This window comes from Pseudomonas sp. S5D5 (genome assembly GCF_003013355.1).
Lineage (GTDB): Bacteria > Pseudomonadota > Gammaproteobacteria > Pseudomonadales > Pseudomonadaceae > Aquipseudomonas > Aquipseudomonas aylmerensis.
On the sequence record NZ_PTEO01000001.1, the window covers coordinates 5,900,251 to 5,922,819 of the forward strand.

The 22,569-nt window shown below is 60.3% G+C and carries 18 protein-coding genes; 11 read left to right on the plus strand and 7 right to left on the minus strand.

Features of this window, described 5'->3' with window-relative positions; translation table 11 throughout:
* Window positions 1-16: 16 nt before the first annotated feature.
* Window positions 17-646 carry an alpha/beta hydrolase gene (locus C9990_RS26995; protein ID WP_065900651.1) on the minus strand — a complete coding sequence of 210 codons (630 nt, stop codon included), beginning with the start codon at window positions 644-646 and terminating at the stop codon, window positions 17-19.
* 147 nt (window positions 647-793) lie between these two features.
* On the opposite strand from C9990_RS26995, the gene C9990_RS27000 reads away from it, so the two are divergent.
* Window positions 794-1,231: a YhcB family protein gene (locus tag C9990_RS27000; protein ID WP_017138275.1), complete on the plus strand. Its 438-nt coding sequence runs from the start codon at window positions 794-796 to the stop codon at window positions 1,229-1,231.
* A gap of 784 nt (window positions 1,232-2,015) precedes the next feature.
* Here the strand turns inward: C9990_RS27000 and C9990_RS27005 are convergent.
* From C9990_RS27005 to C9990_RS27015, 3 genes are all read right to left on the minus strand, one after another.
* Window positions 2,016-3,740 carry an ABC transporter ATP-binding protein/permease gene (locus tag C9990_RS27005; protein ID WP_106805160.1) on the minus strand — a complete coding sequence of 575 codons (1,725 nt, stop codon included), beginning with the start codon at window positions 3,738-3,740 and terminating at the stop codon, window positions 2,016-2,018.
* Between the two features lie 101 nt (window positions 3,741-3,841).
* Window positions 3,842-4,402: a response regulator transcription factor gene (locus C9990_RS27010; RefSeq protein WP_003171731.1), complete on the minus strand. Its 561-nt coding sequence runs from the start codon at window positions 4,400-4,402 to the stop codon at window positions 3,842-3,844.
* Window positions 4,395-5,657, minus strand: a complete 1,263-nt coding sequence (locus C9990_RS27015; RefSeq protein ID WP_065900649.1) for an ATP-binding protein — start codon at window positions 5,655-5,657, stop codon at window positions 4,395-4,397. Before C9990_RS27015 ends, C9990_RS27010 begins: the two co-directional genes overlap by 8 nt.
* Before the next feature lie 249 nt (window positions 5,658-5,906).
* On the opposite strand from C9990_RS27015, the gene C9990_RS27020 reads away from it, so the two are divergent.
* The 10 genes from C9990_RS27020 to C9990_RS27065 all read left to right on the plus strand — a co-directional run bounded on the left by C9990_RS27020 (window position 5,907) and on the right by C9990_RS27065 (window position 19,334).
* Window positions 5,907-6,620, plus strand: coding sequence for an SIMPL domain-containing protein (locus tag C9990_RS27020; RefSeq protein ID WP_106805161.1), 714 nt, complete (start codon window positions 5,907-5,909; stop codon window positions 6,618-6,620).
* A 90-nt stretch (window positions 6,621-6,710) separates the two neighbouring features.
* Entirely contained in the window at window positions 6,711-8,312 is a 1,602-nt protein-coding gene (locus C9990_RS27025) for an ABC transporter substrate-binding protein (RefSeq protein WP_106805162.1), read from the plus strand.
* A 258-nt stretch (window positions 8,313-8,570) separates the two neighbouring features.
* Window positions 8,571-10,199: an ABC transporter substrate-binding protein gene (locus tag C9990_RS27030; RefSeq protein ID WP_065900641.1), complete on the plus strand. Its 1,629-nt coding sequence runs from the start codon at window positions 8,571-8,573 to the stop codon at window positions 10,197-10,199.
* A 305-nt stretch (window positions 10,200-10,504) separates the two neighbouring features.
* Window positions 10,505-12,109, plus strand: coding sequence for an ABC transporter substrate-binding protein (locus C9990_RS27035; RefSeq protein ID WP_065900636.1), 1,605 nt, complete (start codon window positions 10,505-10,507; stop codon window positions 12,107-12,109).
* Window positions 12,110-12,280: 171 nt separating this feature from the next.
* Window positions 12,281-13,696: an OprD family outer membrane porin gene (locus tag C9990_RS27040; RefSeq protein ID WP_106805163.1), complete on the plus strand. Its 1,416-nt coding sequence runs from the start codon at window positions 12,281-12,283 to the stop codon at window positions 13,694-13,696.
* Between the two features lie 80 nt (window positions 13,697-13,776).
* Complete coding sequence (locus C9990_RS27045; RefSeq protein ID WP_106805164.1) at window positions 13,777-15,375, plus strand: ABC transporter substrate-binding protein; 1,599 nt, start codon at window positions 13,777-13,779, stop codon at window positions 15,373-15,375.
* Between the two features lie 76 nt (window positions 15,376-15,451).
* On the plus strand, window positions 15,452-16,462 hold the full coding sequence (locus C9990_RS27050) for an ABC transporter permease subunit (protein WP_017739471.1): 1,011 nt from the start codon (window positions 15,452-15,454) through the stop codon (window positions 16,460-16,462).
* A gap of 10 nt (window positions 16,463-16,472) precedes the next feature.
* A complete protein-coding gene (locus C9990_RS27055; protein WP_027604858.1) occupies window positions 16,473-17,384 on the plus strand; it encodes an ABC transporter permease subunit in 912 nt (303 codons plus the stop codon).
* A 10-nt stretch (window positions 17,385-17,394) separates the two neighbouring features.
* Window positions 17,395-18,363 carry an ABC transporter ATP-binding protein gene (locus tag C9990_RS27060; RefSeq protein ID WP_106805165.1) on the plus strand — a complete coding sequence of 323 codons (969 nt, stop codon included), beginning with the start codon at window positions 17,395-17,397 and terminating at the stop codon, window positions 18,361-18,363.
* The gene (locus C9990_RS27065) at window positions 18,363-19,334 is read left to right on the plus strand and encodes a peptide ABC transporter ATP-binding protein (RefSeq protein WP_106805166.1); all 972 of its coding nucleotides are present in this window, start codon (window positions 18,363-18,365) and stop codon (window positions 19,332-19,334) included. The genes C9990_RS27060 and C9990_RS27065 overlap by 1 nt, the downstream gene beginning before the upstream one ends.
* A gap of 129 nt (window positions 19,335-19,463) precedes the next feature.
* Here C9990_RS27065 and C9990_RS27070 read toward each other — a convergent pair whose 3' ends face one another.
* The 3 genes from C9990_RS27070 to C9990_RS27080 form a co-directional block, all read right to left on the minus strand.
* The gene (locus tag C9990_RS27070; protein WP_065900632.1) at window positions 19,464-19,730 is read right to left on the minus strand and encodes a hypothetical protein; all 267 of its coding nucleotides are present in this window, start codon (window positions 19,728-19,730) and stop codon (window positions 19,464-19,466) included.
* 97 nt (window positions 19,731-19,827) lie between these two features.
* Window positions 19,828-20,085, minus strand: coding sequence for a hypothetical protein (locus C9990_RS27075; RefSeq protein WP_065900630.1), 258 nt, complete (start codon window positions 20,083-20,085; stop codon window positions 19,828-19,830).
* Between the two features lie 677 nt (window positions 20,086-20,762).
* Window positions 20,763-22,346 (minus strand): peptide chain release factor 3, encoded by a 1,584-nt coding sequence (locus C9990_RS27080; RefSeq protein ID WP_065900628.1) that lies wholly within the window; start codon window positions 22,344-22,346, stop codon window positions 20,763-20,765.
* Window positions 22,347-22,569 lie beyond the last annotated feature (223 nt).

Below are 22,569 nucleotides of genomic sequence, written 5' to 3' on the forward strand. Positions count from 1 at the left end.
GCTTATCAGACTGCTATCAATTCGAGAGACGCGGCAGCACCAGATCCTTGAGATCGGTCAGCTTGCCGTGAAAAAAGTGTCCGCATTCTGCCACTTTCAGCAGCTCATGGGGGCGTTTCAGGGCGGCGGACCAGTCGTAGACGACTTGCGGGTCGACCACTTCGTCGGTTTCCGGCTGGATCAGGGTCAATGGGCAGCCCTGGGGCAGCACGTCGGTATCGCGCAGGCGCATCACCGCCGCGGCGACCATGAACAGGTGCGCGAGCTTTTCGCCCTTGGCTTCCAGGCGACCGCCCAGGCTGGCGGCCACGTAGCCACCGAAGGAAAAACCCAGCAGCGTGATCGGGAGGTCGGGGTGCTTTTCCCGTAGCCAGGTGGCGGCCGCTTCGGCATCGTCCACTTCACCGGTGGCCATGTCGTGGGTGCCGGCACTCGCGCCGACGCCACGATAATTGAAACGCAAAGTAATCAAACCGGCATCGCGGGCGGTGCGTTGCAGGGTCGATACAACTTTATTGAGCATGGTCCCGCCTTGCACCGGGTTAGGGTGGCAGATCAGCGCCAGGCCACGTGGCTCGGGGTGATCAAGGTACAGGGCTTCCAGTTGGCCTACCGGGCCATCGATCAAAACGGGGGTTTCACGCATGAGCAAGGAATGAACTCCGTGACCTCTCAAAGGGTCGACTCGTCTAGCTAAAAGTCTGTGCATGGCATCATTGCGAGCTTAATCGCGGTATACAGCGCAGGTCCGAGCCGTTAACGTAAAGCAAAGCCGTTTATAGAGGAAGGACTCGTGGAACACTCGCTCTTAGTTTGGTTGTTGCCGACTCTTGCCCTGGTTGCCGGTGTCGCCATTGGTTTCCTGGTTGCTCGCTTGCTGCCGAATGCCGCGCCTAACCGCACGCAGCGTCAGCTGGATGACATCCAGGAACGTTTTGACAGTTATCAGAACGAGGTTGTTACCCACTTCAACAGCACCGCGACCCTGGTCAAGAAGCTCACCCAGAGCTACCAGGAAGTACAGGATCACCTCGCCGATGGCGCCAACCGCCTGGCCCTCGACGACATCACCCGCCAGCGCCTGCTGGCCGCGCTGCATTCCGATGCACCGCAAGCTCCACGCGAGCGCCTGACCCCACCCCGGGAAAACCAGGAGCCGCCACGGGACTACGCGCCAAAAACGCCAAACGCCCCGGGCATGCTGGATGAGCATTACGGCTTGAAGAAGTAAGTCATTTTCAAGCACTGAAAAAGCCCGGCTGATCGATGATCAGCCGGGCTTTTTTGTGGGCGCCAATCCATCAGGCAACCCCGCTCAACTGTGGGAGCTGGCTTGCTGGCGATGGCGGTGGGTCATTCAGCATTTGTGTCACTGACACACCGCATTCGCGGGCAAGCCCGCTCCCACATTTAGATTGAGCCCAGGCTCGGGAGAGGTGTTGCTGCTGCGGCAACCCGCTCTTGATCTACATATGCTGCCCTTGGGAGCCAAATCCATCAGCCAACCCCGCTCAACTGTGGGAGCTGGCTTGCCGGCGATGGCGGTGGGTCATTCGGCATCTGTGTCACTGACACACCGCATTCGCGGGCAAGCCCGCTCCCACATTTAGATTGAGCCCAGGCTCGGGAGCGGCGTTGCTGCTGCGGCAACCCGCTCTTGATCTACATATGCTGCCCTCGGGGCCCAAATCCATCAGCCAACCGCGCTCAACTGTGGGAGCTGGCTTGCCGGCGATGGCGGTGGGTCATTCAGCATCTGTGTCACTGACACACCGCATTCGCGGGCAAGCCCGCTCCCACATTTAGATTGAGCCCAGGCTCGGGAGAGGCGTTGCTGCTGCGGCAACCCGCTCTTGATCTACATATGCTGCCCTTGGGAGCCAAATCCATCAGGCAACCCCGTCCAACTGTGGGAGCTGGCTTGCCGGCGATGGCGGTGGGTCATTCAGCATCTGTGTCACTGACACACCGCATTCGCGGGCAAGCCCGCTCCCACATTTAGATTGAGCCCAGCCTCAGGCTACGGGTTGCTCTTGCAGCAACCCGCTCTCGATCCGCACGTGCCGTCCATGGAAGCGCTTGAGGCTGCTGCGATGGCCGACGCTGACAATGCTCAACCCCGGCAGCTCGTCGATCAATGCCTGATACAGGCTCGCCTCATCCTCTTCATCCATCGCCGAAGTGGCTTCGTCCATGTACAGCCATTGCGGTGCAAACAGCAACGCGCGCGCGAAGGCCAGGCGCTGCTGCTCGCCCGGCGAGAGCATGCGCTGCCAGTGGTTGGCCTCGTCCAGGCGTGCGATCAGATGCGGCAGGCGGCAGGTTTCCAGCACCTGTGCATAACGTTCTGCCGGATAGACGCTGTCGTCCTGTGGATAACTCAACACGGCCTTCAAGGTGCCGATCGGCAGATAAGGTTTCTGCGGCAGGAACAAATAACGCGCCGCCGGCAGGCGAATACTGCCGTGCCCCGCCGGCCACAGATGGCCCATCGCGCGCAGCAGGGTACTTTTGCCACTGCCGGAACGCCCGCTGAGCATCAGGCGCTGGCCAGGCTCCACGGTCATGTCGGCGGCGGTGAGCAAGTGGCGGCCATCGGCCAGGTCCATGCCGAGGTCCTGCACCACCAGGCGCTCGCCTTCCGCGCGCACATCAATCGCCGGCGCACGCTGCTCGTTATCACGCATGGCCTGGTGGAAGCTCAGCAGACGATCACTCGTGGCGCGCCACGACGCCAGCTCCGAATACGCACTGATGAACCAGCTGAAGTTCTCTTGCACATTGCCGAACGCCGAGTTGATTTGCATCAGCTCGCCCAGCTCGATCTTGCCGGTGAAATAACGCGGCGCGGCGACGATAAAGGGGAAGATGATCGCGATCTGGCTGTAGCCAGCGGTGAAGAAGGTCAGGCGCTTGGACACTTTCATGATGTCCCAGAAGTTGTGCCAGACCTTGGCGAAGCGGGCGCTCAAGCGCTGGTTCTCATTCGGCTCGCCGTTGTACAGGGCGATGCTCTCGGCGTTCTCGCGCACACGCACCATGGAGAAACGCAGGTCCGCTTCGAAGCGTTGTTGTTGGTTGCTCAGGCCGATCAAGCGACGGCCGATGAGGTGCGTGAGCCAACTGCCGACCGCGGCATAAAGCAGTGCACACCAGAACATGTAGCCAGGGATGGTGATGCCAAACACTTCGATGCTGCCCGACACGCCCCACAGGATGATCGAGAACGACACCAGGCTGACCACGTTGCGTAACAGCCCCAGGCCCAGGCTCAAGGTGCTTGAAGTGAAGTTGTTGAGGTCTTCGGAAATCCGCTGGTCCGGGTTATCGGTGTAACCGCCCTGCTCCAGCTGGTAATAGTTCTTGTGGCCCAGCCAGCGCGCGAAGTGCTGCTCGGTGAGCCAGGCCCGCCAGCGGATGGTCAGCATCTGGGTCAGGTACAAGCGGTACACCGCGCCGAGTATCGCCACGGCGGCGATCCCGCCGAAGTAGCCGATCAACTGCCAGAAGGCCGCCGTGTCCTTCTTCTCCAAGGCGTTGTAGAAGTCTTTGTACCAGTGGTTGATCCAGACCGAAATTGCCACGCTGAACAACGACAGGCCAATCACCGCCGCCAGCAGCAGCCAGGCCTTGCCCTTCTCTTCACTGCGCCAATACGGCGTGATCATCGCCCAGGTTCGGCGGAAGAATTGCCCACGCACCGCGTCATTGACCGCGGAATACTCAGCGTTCTGATTCATCGTTCAGGCTCGGTAGGGTAAAGAGTGACAGGCGTTTGAACCGATCATAGACGATCGGTTCAGGGCTCCGTGCGGCCTGAAGCAGATTGTTCAGACTTCGTTCAGCGCCGTACCGGGCGCTTCTGCAACTTGCGCTGCAAGGTGCGGCGGTGCATGCCGAGGGCGCGGGCAGTGGCGGAGATGTTGCCTTCGTGCTCGGTCAGCACGCGCTGGATGTGTTCCCACTGCAGGCGGTCAACCGACATCGGGTTTTCCGGCACCAGGGTGTCGAGGTCGGCGTGCTCGGAGAGCAAGGCGGCCAACACGTCGTCGGCGTCCGCCGGTTTGCACAGGTAGTTACAGGCGCCGCGCTTGATGGCCTCGACAGCGGTGGCGATGCTGGAGTAACCGGTAAGGATCACCACGCGCATTTCCGGGTCGAGTTCCAGCAGCTTGGGCAGCAGCACCAGGCCGGAGTCGCCGTCCATTTTCAGGTCGAGCGCGGCATAGTCCGGCAGGTCGGCCTGGGCGATGGTCAGGCCCTCCTCGGCCGAACCTGCGGTGCTCACGCGAAAGCCGCGACGGCTCATGGCGCGCGCCATCACGCGGGTAAAGGTGGCGTCGTCATCTACCAGCAGCAGGTGCGGCAGTTCTTCGCCTTCGACTTGGATCTCGTCACTCATCGATATCTCCTCGTGCGACACGGGGCAGGCGCAGCTCGGTGAGCGTGCCACCTTCCTCATGACTATAGAGCTTCACTGAGCCGCCCGCGCGGGTCACGCTGGCCTTGCTCAAAAACAGGCCGAGGCCGAAGCCTTTGCCCTTGGTGGTAAAGAAGGGTTTGCCGATCTGCTCGGCAATGGCCAGCGGCACGCCCGCGCCGTGGTCGCGAATACTGATGGTGACGTTTTCGGCGTCCCAGTCCAGTTGCACGCCCAGGCCTTCGGGGCAGGCGTCGGCGGCATTGTTCAGCAGGTTCAGCAGCGCTTGGGTCAAGTCTGGCGGCGGCGCCATGCGTGGCACTGTGCCCTGCCCCAGCAGGTTGAAACGGTAACTGGCCTCGGGACGCATCAGGTGCCAGCGGTTCAGGGCTTCGTCGAGCCACTGGGTCACATCCTGCATCTCCACCGCCAGGCGGCGATTGGCCTCGGCGGCGCGCACCAGTTGCTGCAGAGTCTGCTTGCACTGCTTGACCTGTTCCTGCAGCACGCTCAAATCGTCCTGCAGGGCCGGGTCGTGATGGTCCTGGGTCATTTCCTTGAGCAGCACGCTCATGGTCGCCAGCGGTGTGCCCAATTCATGGGCGGCGCCGGCAGCCTGGGTGGCGACCGCGAGCAGTTGTTGGTCGCGCAGGCCTTCTTCACGACGAATGGCGCGCAATTCTTCCTGGCGGCGCAACTCTTCGGCCATGCGCGCGGCGAAGAAGGTGATCACGGCGGCGGAGAGCGCAAAACTCAGCCACATCCCGTAGATCTGCAGGTTTTCGCGGGCGATGGGGAAGGTTTGCAGCGGATAGAAGCGCGCCAGCAACAGGGTGTACAGGGTCAGGGCGATACCCGACAGCACCACCGAGTAGCGCCACGGCAAGGTCACGGCGGCGATGGTCAGTGGCACCAGGTAATAAGACACGAACGGGTTGGTGGAACCGCCGGAGAAATACAGCAACACACTGTGGATAAACAGGTCGCAGGCCAATTGCAGGGCGTATTCCAGCTCGGTCACCGGCCACGTGGTGCGCAACCGGATCGCGGTGAACACGCACAGCACGATGGAGAAACCGAGGGTCACGGCCAGTTGCAGCCACGGCAGCGGCAACAGGTCGAACCAATAGGCGAGCCCGACGGAGCCGGCCTGTGCGGCCAGTACCAGGGTGCGGATGAACGTCAGGCGCCAGAGGTTCTGGCGGGTGGCGGAAGTCAGTTTTACGGCGGCGAGCATGAGCTCTCCCGGTGAGCGCTGCAGGCGGATCGGCACGAGTATAAACGAAGCGGCGCCTCGGACATTGGGTGTGTGGCTCTTTGACGCAGGGCGCCGCCGCTTCACGTGGCACGCTTCAAACAGCAGGAATCCGCGTGCCTTTTAGCTTGTAGCTCGCAGCTTGAAACTTTTTTTTCTAATTCGTAAACCCGAAGAACCCGATGCCACCGTCTACAGTCATACCCGATACGAACACCCTAAGGAGCTTCCATGTCTCGTTTCACTCGCAGTGCAGCCATTTTCACCCTCAGCGCCAGCGCCCTGGCCAGCCTCCCGGCCCTGGCTGCCGATGAACTGCATTACAACCAGATTTCCCTGCGTGCCGAAGTCAGCCAGGAAGTGGCCCGCGACAAGATGATCGTCACCCTCTACACCGAGTCCCAGAACACTGACCCGGCCAAGCTCGCCGCCGAAATCACCACCACCCTGAACAAGGCCCTGGGCGAGGCGCGCGAAGTCAAAGGCGTGACCTTGCGCCAGGGCAGCCGCAACAGCTACCCGATCTACGACAACAAGAACCAGAAGATCACCGGCTGGCGTGAGCGCGCCGAACTGCGCCTGGAAAGCGCGGACTTCCCGGCACTGTCCAAACTCACCGGCGAGTTGCTCAACACCCTGAAAATGGAAAACATGGACTTCGCCATCGCCGACGCCACGCGCAAGGCCAGCGAAGACGCGCTGCTCAAGGACGCGGTTGCCGCCTTCAAGGCCCGCGCACAACTGGCCACCGACGCGCTGGGCGGCAAGGGTTACAAGATCGTCAACTTGAACTTCAACACCAATGGCTACCCACAACCTTATGCCCGTGGCGGGATGATGATGAAGGCGGCCATGGCCGATTCGGCACCGACGCCTGAAGTGGAAGCGGGCACCAGCCAGGTCAACATGAGCGCCGATGGCGTGATCGAAGTGCAGATGCAGTGACCCCTACCTGAGAAACCTGAACGGCGTTACCCTCGGTAGCGCCGTTTTCGTTTGGGCAGCTTATATATGCCTGCCACTTCAGGGGTCTCCATGGAAAGAATTGCTTTCAAACCGCTCCTCCTTGCCGCAGGCCTGCTGGCCTTTATGCCGATGGCCCACGCGGCCAGCACCCTGGTCTATTGCTCCGAAGCCAGCCCCGCCGGCTTCGATCCCAGCCAGTACACCAGCGGCACCGATTTCGATGCCTCTGCCGAAACTGTGTTCAACCGTTTGACCCAGTTCAAGCGTGGCGGCACCGAAGTCGAACCTGGCCTGGCGACGAGCTGGGATGTCTCCAAAGACGGCCTGACCTACACCTTCCACCTGCGCGATGGCGTCAAGTTCCACACCACCGATTTCTTCACCCCTACCCGCGACTTCAATGCGGATGACGTGCTGTTTACCTTCAATCGCCTGCTCGATGCCGACAGTCCGTTTCGCAAGGCCTACCCCTCCGAGTCGCCCTATTTCACCGACATGGGGTTGAACACCACGATCAAAAACGTCGAAAAACTCGACGAACACACCGTGCGCTTCAACCTCAACAATGTGGATGCCTCGTTCGTGCAGAACCTGGCGATGAGTTTTGCTTCGGTGCAGTCCGCCGAATATGCCGCCCAACTGCTGAAACAAGGCAAAGCCGAAGACATCAACCAGAAGCCCGTGGGCACCGGGCCGTTCGTGTTCAAGCGCTACCAGAAAGACTCGCAGATTCGCTACGTGGCGAATAAACAGTACTGGAAGCCCGAGGATGTGAAGCTCGACAACCTGGTGTTCGCCATCACCCCGGACGCCGCCTCGCGCCTGCAGAAGCTCAAGGCCGGTGAGTGCCAGGTCAGCGGTTACCCGCGCCCTGCCGACATCGACGTGATGAAACAGGACCCCAACCTGCGCGTGCTGCAGCAAGCCGGTTTCAACCTGGGCTTCCTGGCCTACAACGTGACCCACCCGCCGCTGGACCAGCTCAAGGTGCGCCAGGCCCTGGACATGGCCATCGACAAGCCGGCGATCATCAAGGCCGTGTACCAGAGCGCCGGGCAATTGGCGCAGAACGCGTTGCCTCCGGCGCAGTGGTCTTATGACCCGAACATCAAGGATGCGCCCTACGATCCGACCAAGGCGCGGGCGCTACTAAAAGAAGCAGGGGTTGCACCGGGTACGACCATCAACTTGTGGGCGATGACGGTCCAGCGTGCCTCCAATCCGAATGCGCGCATGTCGGCGCAGATGATCCAGCAGGATTGGGAAAAGGTCGGCATCAAGGCCAATATCGTCAGCTATGAGTGGGGCGAATACATCAAGCGCGCCAAAAATGGCGAGCACGACGCGATGATTTATGGCTGGACGGGCGACAATGGTGACCCGGATAACTGGCTCGGCGTGCTCTACAGTTGTGCTGCGGTCAAGGGCAGCAACTACGCAAAATGGTGTAACCCGGCGTACGACAAACTGGTCCAGGAAGCGAAGGTCAGCAGCGACCGCGAGCAGCGCATCAAGTGGTATCAACAGGCGCAAAAAATACTTAAGGAACAAGTACCTATAACGCCTATTGCGAATTCGACGGTTTTCCAACCGCTGCGCAAGGAAGTGCGCGACTTCAAGATCAGCCCGTTCGGCCTGACGCCGTTCTACGGCGTGAGTCTAGATAAGTAACAGCAGCGCCCCAACCGAGTGCGCTAGACGCCTCGGCTGGGCTTTTTTGGTGCGCCTGTTGCACCGAAAAAACCCTCGAAATAGACGCAATTGTGTAGAAACTTTCATAATTGCGACATTCCTGTACGTTCGTACCACTGTTTCAGCCTCGCAACGGTTCAGCATCTTGCAATGGGTATGGCGCCTGCATAAGTATCCGCAGGCCGACTCACGAGGTCGCCCTCACCACCAAAAATGACAACAAATCATGAGGCCAACATGCTTAAACACGCAGTCCTTCCGTTATTAGTGAGCGCTGGCCTTATGGCCGCGGCCCCTTTCGCCCATGCGGCGACTAACCTGGTGTTCTGCTCCGAAGGGAGCCCGGCTGGTTTCGATCCAGGCCAGTACACCACCGGAACAGACTTCGATGCTTCGGCCGAAACCATGTTCAACCGCCTGACCCAGTTCGAACGCGGCGGCACCGCTGTGATTCCTGGGCTCGCCACCAGCTGGGACGTGTCCCCGGATGGCCTGACGTACACCTTCCACCTGCGCGACGGCGTCAAGTTCCACACCACCCCGTACTTCAAGCCGACCCGTACCTTCAATGCCGATGACGTGCTGTTCACGTTCAACCGCATGATCAACAAGGACGACCCGTTCCGCAAAGCCTACCCCACCGAGTTCCCGTACTTCACGGACATGGGGATGGACACCAACATCAAGAACATCGAGAAAGTCGATGACCACACCGTCAAGTTCACCCTTGGCACCGTGGACGCCGCTTTCATCCAGAACCTGGCCATGAGCTTCGCCTCGGTCCAGTCCGCCGAGTACGCAGCCCAACTGCTGAAGAACGGCACGCCGCAAGACATCAACCAGAAGCCGATCGGCACCGGTCCGTTCGTGTTCAAGAGCTACCAGAAAGACTCGAACATTCGCTACACCGGCAACAAGGACTACTGGAACCCTGCCGATGTGAAGATCGATAACCTGATCTTCGCCATCACCACCGACCCGTCGGTGCGTATCCAGAAGCTCAAGAAAAACGAATGCCAGATCACCTTGTTCCCGCGTCCGGCCGACCTCAAGGCGCTGGGCGAAGACAAGGACCTGAAACTGCCGCACCAGGCCGGTTTCAACCTGGGCTACATCGCCTACAACGTCATGGACAAGGTCAAGGGCAGCGACCAGCCGAACCCACTGGCAGACCTGCGCGTGCGCCAGGCGCTGGACATGTCGGTGAACAAGCAGCAGATCATCGACTCCGTGTACCAGGGCGCGGGCCAACTGGCCGTCAACGCCATGCCGCCAACCCAGTGGTCGTATGACACCACCATCAAGGATGCCAAGTACGACCCTGAGAAAGCCAAGGCGCTGCTCAAGGAAGCGGGCATCAAGGAAGGTACCGAGATCGTGCTGTGGGCCATGCCGGTCCAGCGTCCGTACAACCCGAACGCCAAGCTGATGGCTGAAATGCTGCAGAACGACTGGAAGAAGATCGGTCTGAACGTAAAAATCACCAGCTATGAGTGGGGCGAGTACATCAAGCGCTCCAAAGGCGGCGAGAACCAGGCCATGATCATTGGCTGGAGCGGTGACAATGGTGACCCGGACAACTGGCTGAACGTGCTGTTCGGCTGCGACTCGCTGGCCGGTAACAACTTCTCCAAATGGTGCGACAAGAAATTCGATGGCATCGTGAAAGAAGCCAAGGCTACCTCGGATGTCGCCAAACGCACCGAGCTGTACAAGCAGGCGCAACATATCCTCAAAGATGCAGTCCCGATGACACCTATCGCGCACTCGACGGTGTATCAACCCATGCGCACCACCGTGCAGGACTTCAAGATCAGCCCGTTTGGCTTGAACTCCTTCTACGGCGTGAGCGTAAGCGGCAAGTAAGGATCACTGACGGCGACGTTTCATAACGTCGCCGTTATTGCATCCGCCTGGACCGTAGGAAACAGACCACGTTCGCAGTCGTTGCCTCCTACAGCAACGCACTGCGATACGCAGCTCTTTTGCCTACAAGGTCAGTCCGATTTTGCGCATTTACTGCGAAGTCCGCGACCCATAACGTCGTAGGACAGCAGAGGCTGCAATCTGGGAAAGGCACTTGCTGTGTGTGGGATCAGTGATGTCTCCCTGGCCGCAAGGCCTGGGTGATTGCTCGCTGATGACAACTACAAACAAGGATCGGGATCGTCATGCGCCATACCACCGTTCTATCCGCAATTTTCGGCACCAGCCTGCTGGCTGTCGCCACGCTGGGCCAGGCCGCCGACAAGAAGAGCCTGGTGTTCTGCTCCGAAGGCAGCCCGGCAGGGTTTGACACTGCGCAATACACCACCGCCACCGACAACGATGCGGCCGAGCCGCTGTACAACCGCCTGGTTGAATTTGAAAAGGGCGCGACTAATGTCGTACCTGGGCTGGCGACCAAGTGGGATATTTCCGAAGACGGCTTGACCTACACCTTCCACCTGCGTGAAGGGGTGAAATTCCACAGCAACAAGGAATTCAAGCCGACGCGCGATTTCAACGCGGACGACGTGCTGTTCACCTTCAACCGCATGCTTGACCCCGACCATCCGTTTCGCAAGGCCTACCCCACCGAGTTTCCGTACTTCAACGGGATGAGCCTGAACAAGAACATCGCCAAGGTCGAGAAAACCGGCCCGTACACCGTGGTGATGACGCTGAACACGGTCGATGCTGCCTTCGTGCAAAACATCGCCATGAGCTTCGCCTCGATCCTGTCGGCCGAATACGCCGACCAGTTGCTCAAGGCCGGCAAACCCAGCGACATCAACCAGAAGCCGATCGGCACCGGACCGTTCGTGTTCCAGCGCTACCAGAAAGATTCGCAGATCCGTTATGCCGGCAACAAACAGTACTGGGACCCGAGCAAGGTCAAGCTCGATCAGTTGATCTTCGCCATCAACACCGACGCCTCGGTGCGCGTGCAGAAGCTCAAGGCCGGCGAATGCCAGGTCACCCTGCACCCGCGTCCGGCGGATGTGGAGGCCCTCAAGGCCGACCCGAACCTGCAACTGCTGACCAAGCCTGGCTTCAACCTCGGCTATATCGCCTACAACGTGCGCCATAAGCCGTTCGACCAGCTCGAAGTGCGCCAGGCGCTGGACATGGCGGTAAACAAGCAGAGCATCCTGAATGCCGTGTACCAGGGCGCGGGCCAATTGGCGGTCAACGCCATGCCGCCGACGCAGTGGTCCTACGACGACACCATCAAGGACGCCGCCTACAACCCGGAAAAGGCCAAGGAACTGCTCAAGGCTGCCGGTGTGAAGGAAGGCACCGAAATCACCCTGTGGGCGATGCCGGTGCAACGGCCGTACAACCCCAACGCCAAGCTGATGGCCGAGATGCTGCAAAGCGACTGGGCCAAGATCGGCCTCAAGGTCAAGATCGTCAGCTACGAATGGGGCGAATACATCAAGCGCACCAAGAACGGTGAGCACGATATCAGCCTGATCGGCTGGACCGGCGACAACGGTGACCCGGACAACTGGCTGGGCACCCTCTACAGCTGCGACGCCATCGGCGGGAACAACTACTCCATGTGGTGTGACCCGGCGTACGACAAGCTGATCAAGCAAGCCAAGGTCGTCACCGACCGAGAACAAAGGACTGTTCTGTACAAACAGGCGCAGCAACTGCTCAAGCAGCAGGTGCCGATCACGCCGGTCGCCCACTCGACGGTCAACCAGCCGTTAAGCGCCAAAGTCGAAGATTTCAAAGTGAGCCCGTTCGGCCGCAACGTGTTCTCGGGCGTCAGTATCAACCCATAAAAAAATAACCGGATGCAGGGGAGCGAAACTCGCTCTCCGGCAAACGTGCAGCCTTTTGTTGGGAATTTTCCTACGGCAAACGTTTGCAATAGCTTGAACGAGTTACACACCCAATAGCCGGATCACCAAAAAAGACCGGCATAAAAAAGAGAACCAAAGGAGCTTCAACCCATGAAACTGAGCAGCAAAGCGCTTCTGGCCCTGGCCATCAGCAGCATCACGGCTACCGCCTTCGCTGAAACCCAAAGCCAGGATTTCGTACCTACCACGTTGGCCGGCACCAGCGCCCAAAGCGAGGCCAAAGGCTTTATCGACGGTCAAAGCCTGGGCGGTACAACCCGTAACTGGTACTCCAACGAAATGAAATTTCGTGGCCAGAAGTTCGGTTATTACAAAAGTGAAGCCGATAAAGCCAATGATGTAAGCACCAGGGTTTCTCGCCGCTACAACTGGGCCCAAGGCACCATCCTCAACTACACCTCGGGCTTCACCCAAGGCACAGTTGGCGTGAGTACCGAAGTCGCCGCTTACAACTACATTGCGCTCGACCGTGACCAAAAAGACATCGCAGGCGGTTCCAACCGTACCCTGGCTCACTCCTTCGGTGACGCTGTAGGCCAGTGGAGCAAGCTGGGCTTGGCTAACGTCAAGTTCCGCGTGTCCAACACCACCTTGACCGCCGGTCGCCAGAACTTCAGCAGCGGAATCATCGACACCATCGGCAACCGTGCCCTGCCTTCGAGCTTCGAAGGTGTGAGTTTCAACAGCGAAGAGTTCAGCAACCTGTCGTTCCAGGGTGGCATCTTCGATCGCGTTTCGCCGCGTACCGAACAAAGCCTGTCGAAATTCCGTTCCGAGTACGGCAACGGCCAAGAGACCGACAAGGTCAAGACCCTGGGTTTCAACTACCAGCCGTTCAAGAGCCTGAAAACCAGCGTTTTCGCGGCTAACGTCGAAGACTTCTGGAACCAGTACTACTTCGGTGCCACCCACGAATTGGGTGATGCACAGACCCTGGCACTGACCACCGGCCTGAACTACTACAAAACCACCGACACCGGCAGCAAGAAGATGGGCAAGATCGACAACGACACTTACTCGTTGTCCCTGGGGCTGACCCACCAGGCCCACAGCCTGACCTTCTCGTACCAGGAAGTTAATGGTGACGAGTACTTCGACTACCTGCACGAAACCAACGGCATCTACCTGGCCAACTCCCTGACTTCTGACTTCAACAGCCCGAACGAGAAGTCTTTCCAGGTCGCCTACGCCATCAACATGGCCGAATACGGCGTGCCAGGCCTGAAGTTCAACGTCTACTCGGCACGCGGCTGGGGCATCGACGGCACTCACTACAACGGCACCGCCTACGGTACTGCCGGTGAGAGCCGCAGCGACCTGCGCCTGATGGACGGCGAGAAACACCAGGAATACGGCGTTGGCACGTCCTACGCGATTCAGAGCGGCCCACTCAAGGCCACCACCATCCGTGGCACCTACGTGACTCACCGCGCCAGCGCACAACAGGCTGACGGCAACATCAAAGAGTTCCGCCTGGTCACCACCATCCCGTTCAACATTCTTTAATTAGCACCAGGTAAACGGCGGGCTCAGGACGAGCCTGCCGTCTACGCTTGTCTGGTCCCATCGATTGCAGAGGGCTCTGAATGAAAATGCTCCCGCTACAAGCCGCCATTGCCGCTGCGCTGTTGAGCGTGGCGATCGGCGTTTCGGCCAAACCGCTGGTAGTCTGCACCGAAGCCAGCCCGGAAGGCTTCGACCCGGTCCTGTACACCACGGCCGTCACCGCTGATGCCGCCGCTGAAACCCTGTTCAACCGCCTGGTGGACTTCAAGCCCGGCACCACCGAAGTGATCCCCGCGCTGGCCAAAGACCTGCCGCAGATCAGCGCCGATGGCCTGACCTACACCTTTCACCTGCGTGACGACATCAAGTTCCACACCACCGACTACTTCAAACCCACGCGCAACATGAACGCCGACGACGTGCTCTGGAGCTTCCAGCGCCAGCTGGACCCGAATCACCCGTGGCATAACAAGTCCCTCGTGGGCTACCCGTACTTCGAAAGCATGGGCTTCAAGGAACTGCTCAAGAGCGTGGAAAAGACCGACGATCACACCGTCGTCTTCACCCTGACCCGCCCTGAGGCACCGTTCCTGGCCGACCTGGGCATGGCATTCTCTTCAATCCACTCGAAGGAATACGCCGACCAGTTGCTGAAATCCGGCAAGACCGAAGACCTCAACGCCAAGCCCATCGGCACGGGTCCGTTCGTCTTCAACCGTTATCAGAAAGACGCCCAGGCACGATTCAAGGCCAACCCGGACTACTTCCGCGGCAAACCAGCAGTCGACCCGCTGATCCTGGCGATCACCACCGATAACAACGTGCGCCTGCAGAAGCTCAAGGCCAACGAATGCCAGATCGCGCTGTTCCCCAAGCCGGATGACATTCCAAGCATCAAGCAAGACCCGAACCTGAAAGTCGACGAACTGGCGGCGATGACCACCAGTTACACCGCGCTGAACACCACTCACAAATACATGAGCGATGCGCGGGTACGTCACGCGATCAACATCGCGTTCGACAAGACCGGCTATACCGAAGCCCTGTTCGGCAAAGGCAATGCGGTGGTAGGTACCGGCCCTTATCCGCCGACCTTGCTGGGTTTCAGCGACAAACTGAAGAACCCGCCCCGCGACCTGGACAAGGCCCGCGCCCTGCTCAAGGAAGCCGGCGTACCGGAAGGCACCGAGTTCACCCTGTTCACCCGTAACGGCGGCGGCCCGACCAACCCCAACCCGATGCTCGGCGCCCAGCGCATGCAGGCGGATCTGGCGCAGATTGGCCTGAAGATCAACATCAAAGTCATGGAATGGGGCGAGATGCTCAAGCGCGCCAAGAACGGCGAGCACGACATGGTTTCGGCTGGCTGGGTCGGTGACAACGGCGACCCGGACAATTTCCTGACCCCAAACCTGAGTTGCGATGCTGCGAAAAACGGCGAAAACTACGCCCGCTGGTGTAACAAAGAGTTTCAAGACTTGATCGACAAGGCACGCGCCATCGCTGAACCCGGCCAGCGCGCTGCACTCTATGAACAAGCACAGGACGTTTTCGAGAAGGACCAACCATGGCTTCCCATGGCTTACCCGAAACTGTTCACCGCCATGCGCAAGAACGTGGAAGGCTTCACCCAAAGCCCTCTGGGGACAAATAACTTCGCCACCACCCAGGTGAAGTAAATAAGAAAAACGCTCGGCGCCTTCGCTATTGAAGGCGTCGAACCTGCCTAACCGGCTGATTGAGGTACACAACAAGATGTTTAGTTTTATTGCCCGCCGACTGGGGTTACTGATCCCCACGTTTTTCGGCATCACGTTGCTGACGTTTGCGTTAATTCGCATGATCCCTGGCGACCCCGTAGAAGTCATGATGGGCGAACGCCGCGTCGATCCCGAGATGCACGCACAGGCAATGGAACGCCTTGGCCTTAACAAGCCGTTGTATGCGCAATACCTGGACTATGTCGGCAAGCTCGCCCAGGGCGACCTTGGCGAATCGCTGCGCACCCGCACCAGCGTGTGGACCGAGTTCACCGCGCTTTTCCCGGCGACCCTGGAACTGTCCATGGCCGCCCTGTTGTTCGCCGGCATCCTGGGCCTGTTGGCCGGGGTGATCGCGGCACTCAAGCGAGGATCCCTGTTCGACCATGGGGTGATGGGCATCTCCCTCGCGGGATATTCGATGCCGATCTTCTGGTGGGGCCTGATCCTGATCATGTTCTTCTCGGTGAGCCTGGGCTGGACCCCGGTATCCGGGCGTATCGACCTGCTCTACGACATCGAGCCGCGCACCGGCTTCATGCTGATCGACACCCTGCTGGCTGACGAGCCGGACGCGTTTTTCGACGCCCTGCACCACCTGATCCTGCCGGCCATCGTGCTGGGCACCATCCCGCTGGCGGTGATTGCGCGGATGACCCGTTCGTCGATGCTCGAAGTGCTGCGCGAAGACTACATCCGCACCGCCAAGGCCAAAGGCCTGTCGCCGGCGCGCGTGGTGTTCGTGCACGGCCTGCGTAACGCGCTGATCCCGGTACTGACCGTGGTCGGCCTGCAAGTCGGCACCCTGCTGGCCGGTGCGGTCCTGACCGAAACCATCTTCTCGTGGCCCGGCATCGGCAAATGGCTGATCGAAGCCATTGGCGCGCGGGACTACCCGGTGGTGCAGAACGGCATCCTGTTGATCGCCTGCCTGGTGATCCTGGTGAACTTCGTGGTGGATATCCTCTACGGCTTCGCCAACCCACGCATCCGTCACCAGCGCTGAGATCATGACCATGACCACACCTACTCAAGTGTCAGCAGTCGATCAGAGCCTGCTGTACCCGTCCCCGTACAAAGAATTCTGGCAAGCCTTTTCCAAGAACAAAGGCGCGGTTGCCGGCCTGCTGTTCATGTTGCTGATCGTGTTCTGCGCGATCTTCGCCCCCTGGGTGGCCCCGCATAACCCCAGCGAGCAATACCGTGACTTCCTGCTGACCCCGCCATCGTGGCTGGAAGGCGGGCAGATCCAGTTCCTGCTCGGTACCGATGAACTGGGCCGTGACCTGCTCTCGCGCCTGATCCAGGGCTCGCGCCTGTCCTTGCTGATCGGCCTGTCGTCGGTGGTGATGTCGCTGATCCCGGGGATCCTGCTGGGGCTGTTCGCCGGGTTCTTCCCGCGCTTGCTCGGCCCGACCATCATGCGCCTGATGGACATCATGCTGGCCCTGCCGTCGCTGCTGCTGGCGGTTGCCATCGTCGCGATCCTCGGCCCTGGCCTGATCAACACCGTGATCGCGATCGCCATCGTATCGCTGCCGTCCTACGTCCGCCTGACCCGCGCTGCGGTGATGGGCGAGCTGAACCGTGACTACGTGACCGCCGCCCGCCTCGCCGGTGCCGGCCTGCCGCGCCTGATGTTCATCACCGTGCTGCCCAACTGCATGGCACCGCTGATCGTCCAGGCCACCCTGAGTTTCTCTTCGGCGATCCTCGATGCCGCAGCCCTGGGTTTCCTCGGCCTTGGCGTCCAACCGCCAACCCCTGAGTGGGGCACCATGCTGGCTTCGGCCCGTGACTACATCGAACGCGCCTGGTGGGTGGTGAGCTTGCCTGGTTTGACCATTTTGCTCAGCGTGCTGGCAATCAACTTGATGGGTGACGGCCTGCGCGACGCGCTGGACCCGAAACTCAAGAACGCCGCCTGAGGAGATTCCCATGTCACTGTTAGAAATCAAGAATCTCAACGTACGCTTCGGCGACAAGACCGCCGTACCGGTGGTCGATGGCCTCGACATCTCCGTCGACAAAGGCGAAGTACTGGCAATCGTTGGCGAGTCGGGCTCGGGTAAATCCGTGACCATGATGGCGCTGATGGGCCTGATCGAGCACCCCGGCATCGTCACCGCCGACGCGCTGAACTTCGACGGCAAGGACATGCTCAAGCTGAGCAACCGCCAGCGCCGCCAGATCGTCGGCAAGGACCTGGCAATGGTGTTCCAGGACCCGATGACCGCGCTGAACCCCAGCTACACCGTGGGTTTCCAGATTGAAGAAGTACTGCGCCTGCACCTGAAGATGTCCGGCAAGCAAGCGCGCAGGCGGGCCATCGAACTGCTCGAAAAGGTAGAAATCCCAGGCGCTGCCAGCCGTATGGATGCCTACCCGCACCAACTGTCCGGCGGGATGAGCCAGCGTGTGGCCATCGCGATGGCAATTGCCGGCGAGCCGAAACTGCTGATCGCGGATGAGCCGACCACCGCCTTGGACGTCACCATTCAAGCGCAGATCATGGACCTGCTGCTGGCCCTGCAGAAAGAGCAGAACATGGGCCTGGTGCTGATCACCCACGACCTCGCGGTCGTGGCCGAAACCGCCCAGCGCGTGTGCGTGATGTACGCCGGCCAGGCCGTGGAAGTCGGCCAGGTGCCGCAACTGTTCGACATTCCGGCGCATCCGTACAGCGAAGCGCTGCTCAAGGCGATCCCCGAGCACAGCCTCGGCGCCACGCGCCTGGCCACGCTGCCGGGTATCGTGCCCGGCCGCTACGACCGTCCGCAGGGTTGCCTGCTGTCGCCACGCTGCCCGTATGTGCAGGAAAGCTGCCGCCAGACCCGCCCGGGCCTGGACCCTAAATCCAACAGCCTTGCACGCTGCTTCTACCCCTTGAACCAGGAGGTGGCGTAATGGCCGTCGTTCTTACCGCCCGCGACCTGACCCGTCACTACGAAGTGTCCCGTGGCCTGTTCAAGGGCCACGCCACCGTGCGTGCCCTCAATGGCGTGTCCTTCGAGCTGGAAGCCGGCAAGACCCTCGCCGTGGTCGGCGAGTCGGGTTGCGGCAAGTCCACGCTGGCCCGTGCACTCACGCTGATTGAAGAGCCGTCGTCGGGCTCGTTGAAAATCGCCGGCCAGGAAGTCGCCGGTGCCGACAGAGCCCAGCGCAAGCAATTGCGCAAAGACGTGCAGATGGTGTTCCAGAGCCCGTACGCCTCGCTGAACCCTCGGCAGAAAGTCGGTGATCAACTCGGCGAGCCGTTGTTGATCAACACCAACCTGTCCGCTGCCGAACGCCGCGAGAAAGTGCAGGCGATGATGAAGCAGGTGGGCCTGCGCCCCGAGCATTACCAGCGCTACCCGCACATGTTCTCCGGTGGCCAGCGCCAGCGCATCGCCCTGGCCCGGGCGATGATGCTGCAGCCCAAGGTGCTGGTGGCGGACGAGCCGACCTCGGCACTCGACGTGTCGATCCAGGCCCAAGTGCTCAACCTGTTCATGGACCTGCAGCAGGAGTTCAACACTGCCTACGTGTTCATCTCCCACAACCTGGCGGTGGTGCAGCATGTGGCCGACGACGTGATGGTGATGTACCTCGGTCGCCCGGTGGAAGTGGGCCCCAAGGAAGATATCTACGCCCGCCCCTTGCACCCCTACACCCAGGCGCTGCTGTCGGCGACCCCGACGATTCACCCGGACCCGAACAAGCCGAAGATCAAGATCGTCGGCGAGCTGCCCAACCCGCTGAACCCGCCGCCGGGCTGCGCGTTCCATAAACGCTGCCCGTATGCGACCGCGCGATGCAGCACCGAAGAGCCGCAATTGCGGGCGCTGGATAACCGTCAGGTGGCCTGCCACTACGCGGAGCAATTCGTCGCCTGAGATCATCCGTGCCCTGCACGGGAATGATAAAGGCCCTGGGGGATTAGCCCAGGGCCTTGCAGAAGTTGTACCGCCCCACCTGTCGGATTGCGCATCAGTCCGGCAGGCGGGGCTTTTTTTTACCTCGACTTACGTATCGCTGTCACCGTCAGCATCGGCGTCATCGTCGTCTGGTGGAGCTTGCTGGTCGTCATCATCCTTGGAGCCGCCCTGGCCTTCATCACCCGGCTCGGACTCGCTCTTGGCCAGCTGCAAGCCACCCGCCTGCGCCGTCTTCGCCGCTACAAACCCTGGGGCCTGGCTCTGCACGGCCGTACTGGCCCACGCAGAGGACGCGCCCAGCGACAACATCACCAGCACTTTCAGCAGCAGCACTAAACGTTGAAAAATACTCATGGTCGATTTCCGTCCAGTCAGTGAATCACGTGCGCCGGCGTTCGACCGTCGCTGTGAATTAAGCTAGTTCCGATCCTGGGTTTGCGCCACTCGCGCTTCAGGTATCACCGTCGTCATAGGTTTCACTGTCTTCCCCTTCGTTGTAGGGGTTTTCTGCATCCTCCTTGGGCGCCGGCTGGGCCTGTGGCTGCCATCCGCCCGAGTTGACCTCGTTCTGCTTTTTCTTGGTCACCGGTCCGGTGTCCTTCCACTGGGGCGTGCCCGCATCCGCCAGCGTCGAGGTGTACGCCAAGGTAGTGGACACGCCCAAGGCTCCCAGCAGCACCAGTTGGATGGCGCGTTGAGTTATACGCAAGGTCCTCTCCTGATCCGTCGGTGAGTGGGTGAAGTAGTTCAAACGCTAGACTGAATGTGGGCTTCTCGCCAATCGCCCTGACAGATGAAAATCAACGGCGGGCACCCGACTCAGCCCCCCACCCTGTAGGTGCTGAGCCAGGCACAGGAATCAGGCCTTCACAAATAAGTGTGGGAGCTGGCTTGCCTGCGAAAGCGCTGGGTCAGCCAGCCTATTTATCACTGACATATCGCTTTCGCGAGCAAGCCCGCTCCCACATTGGAACTGCGCCAGGCACAGAAATCAGGCCCTACACAAATAAGTGTGGGAGCTGGCTTGCCTGCGAAAGCGTTGGGTCAGCCAGCCTATTTATCACTGACACACCGCTTTCGCGAGCAAGCCCGCTCCCACATTGGAGCTGCGCCAGGCACAGGAATCAGGCCCTCACAAATAAGTGTGGGAGCTGGCTTGCCTGCGAAAGCATTGGGTCAGACAACCTGGCTATTACTGACACACCGCTTTCGCGGGCAAGCCCGCTCCCACATTGGAGCTGCGCCAGGCACAGGATTCAGGCCCACACAAATAAGTGTGGGAGCTGCGCCAGGCACAGGATTCAGGCTTCCCACCTTTAGCTTTATGCCACCCACAAAAAAGGGCAAAGCCATGACAGCTTCGCCCTTCCCTTTACCACTCAGACCTTAATGATGCTCACGGGTCGCGCGGAATTTCACGTCCGGCCAGCGCTCTTCCATCAGCGCCAGGTTGACCCGGGTCGGGGCCAGGTAGGTCAGGTGGCCGCCGCCATCGACCGCGAGGTTTTCCACGGCCTTGTTGGAGAATTCCTCCAGCTTCTTCTTGTCGCTGCAATCGATCCAGCGCGCGGAGTACACGGTGATCGGCTCGTAGGAGCATTCGACCTTGTATTCCTCTTTCAGGCGGCTGGCGACCACGTCGAACTGCAGCACACCGACGGCGCCAAGAATGATGTCGTTGCTGCGCTCGGGGAAGAACACCTGGGTGGCGCCCTCTTCCGCCAGTTGCTGCAGACCTTGGCGCAGTTGCTTGGATTTCAGCGGGTCACGCAGGCGAACGCGGCGGAACAGTTCCGGGGCGAAGTGCGGGATACCGGTGAAGCCCAGGGTTTCGCCTTCGGTGAAGGTGTCGCCGATCTGGATGGTGCCGTGGTTGTGCAGGCCGATGATGTCGCCGGCGTAGGCTTCTTCGAGCTGTTCACGCTCGGAGGAGAAGAACGTCAGCGCGTCGCCGATGCGCACGTCCTTGCCGGTGCGCACGTGGCGCATCTTCATGCCTTTTTCGTATTTGCCGGAGCAGATGCGCATAAAGGCGATGCGGTCGCGGTGCTTGGGGTCCATGTTCGCCTGGATCTTGAACACGAAGCCGGAGAATTTCTCTTCCACAGGCTCCACTGTGCGCTCGTTGGCCACACGGGCCAAGGGACGCGGCGCCCAGTCGACAACAGCGTCGAGCACGTGGTCGACACCGAAGTTGCCCAGGGCGGTCCCGAAGAACACCGGGGTCAGCTGGCCGTCGAGGAATTCCTGCTGGTTGAACTCATGGCAGGCACCCTGCACCAGTTCCAGCTGGTCGACAAAGCGGTCGTACTCGTCACCCAGGTGGGCGCGGGCTTCGTCGGAATCAAGTTTCTCGATGATCTTGGTTTCGGTGCGCTCGTGACCGTGACCGGCGGTGTAGACAATGATGTAGTCGTCAGCCAGGTGGTACACGCCCTTGAAGTCGCGGTAGCAACCGATCGGCCAGGTGATCGGCGCGGCCTTGATCTTGAGGACCGCTTCGATTTCATCGAGCAGTTCGATCGGGTCGCGGATATCGCGGTCGAGTTTGTTGATGAAGCTGACAATCGGCGTGTCCCGCAGACGGCACACGTCCATCAGCGCGATGGTGCGTGGCTCGACGCCTTTACCGCCGTCGAGGACCATCAGGGCCGAGTCCACCGCGGTCAAAGTGCGGTAGGTGTCTTCGGAAAAGTCTTCGTGGCCCGGGGTGTCGAGCAGGTTGACCATGTGGTCGCGATACGGGAACTGCATGACCGACGTGGTAATGGAAATACCACGCTGCTTTTCCATTTCCATCCAGTCGGATGTCGCATGGCGGTCGGATTTGCGCGACTTCACCGTGCCGGCCACAGCGATTGCCTTGCCCATCAGCAGGAGCTTCTCGGTGATGGTGGTTTTACCGGCATCGGGGTGGGAAATAATGGCGAAAGTGCGGCGTTTCGCGACTTCGGCGGCCTGGTGGGTCATGGGAAATCGCCTGGCAGGTGAGTCAAAAAAGGGCGGCGAGTATAGCGCAAACCCAGGGTCACGGACCACCGTTCACCCCATTGGGGGTGGCTAAATGCTGCCAAGTGTGGAACCTTTTAAAAGGTAGAGACGTCCACTCCCCTGCTGCCGCACTCGTAACAGGGGCTGAAAAATCAGCAAGTTAGCCTGACGAGGCTGCGCTCATGGCTCGAATACATACCGC

Excerpts from the sequence above, each read along its gene's own strand:
- C9990_RS26995 (WP_065900651.1), bottom strand. The coding sequence starts at position 646 with ATGCGTGAAACCCCCGTTTTGATCGATGGCCCGGTAGGCCAACTGGAA.
- C9990_RS27005 (WP_106805160.1), bottom strand. The coding sequence starts at position 3,740 with ATGAATCAGAACGCTGAGTATTCCGCGGTCAATGACGCGGTGCGTGGG.
- C9990_RS27010 (WP_003171731.1), bottom strand. The coding sequence starts at position 4,402 with ATGAGTGACGAGATCCAAGTCGAAGGCGAAGAACTGCCGCACCTGCTG.
- C9990_RS27015 (WP_065900649.1), bottom strand. The coding sequence starts at position 5,657 with ATGCTCGCCGCCGTAAAACTGACTTCCGCCACCCGCCAGAACCTCTGG.
- C9990_RS27020 (WP_106805161.1), top strand. The coding sequence starts at position 5,907 with ATGTCTCGTTTCACTCGCAGTGCAGCCATTTTCACCCTCAGCGCCAGC.
- C9990_RS27025 (WP_106805162.1), top strand. The coding sequence starts at position 6,711 with ATGGAAAGAATTGCTTTCAAACCGCTCCTCCTTGCCGCAGGCCTGCTG.
- C9990_RS27030 (WP_065900641.1), top strand. The coding sequence starts at position 8,571 with ATGCTTAAACACGCAGTCCTTCCGTTATTAGTGAGCGCTGGCCTTATG.
- C9990_RS27035 (WP_065900636.1), top strand. The coding sequence starts at position 10,505 with ATGCGCCATACCACCGTTCTATCCGCAATTTTCGGCACCAGCCTGCTG.
- C9990_RS27040 (WP_106805163.1), top strand. The coding sequence starts at position 12,281 with ATGAAACTGAGCAGCAAAGCGCTTCTGGCCCTGGCCATCAGCAGCATC.
- C9990_RS27045 (WP_106805164.1), top strand. The coding sequence starts at position 13,777 with ATGAAAATGCTCCCGCTACAAGCCGCCATTGCCGCTGCGCTGTTGAGC.
- C9990_RS27050 (WP_017739471.1), top strand. The coding sequence starts at position 15,452 with ATGTTTAGTTTTATTGCCCGCCGACTGGGGTTACTGATCCCCACGTTT.
- C9990_RS27055 (WP_027604858.1), top strand. The coding sequence starts at position 16,473 with ATGACCACACCTACTCAAGTGTCAGCAGTCGATCAGAGCCTGCTGTAC.
- C9990_RS27060 (WP_106805165.1), top strand. The coding sequence starts at position 17,395 with ATGTCACTGTTAGAAATCAAGAATCTCAACGTACGCTTCGGCGACAAG.
- C9990_RS27065 (WP_106805166.1), top strand. The coding sequence starts at position 18,363 with ATGGCCGTCGTTCTTACCGCCCGCGACCTGACCCGTCACTACGAAGTG.
- C9990_RS27070 (WP_065900632.1), bottom strand. The coding sequence starts at position 19,730 with ATGAGTATTTTTCAACGTTTAGTGCTGCTGCTGAAAGTGCTGGTGATG.
- C9990_RS27080 (WP_065900628.1), bottom strand. The coding sequence starts at position 22,346 with ATGACCCACCAGGCCGCCGAAGTCGCGAAACGCCGCACTTTCGCCATT.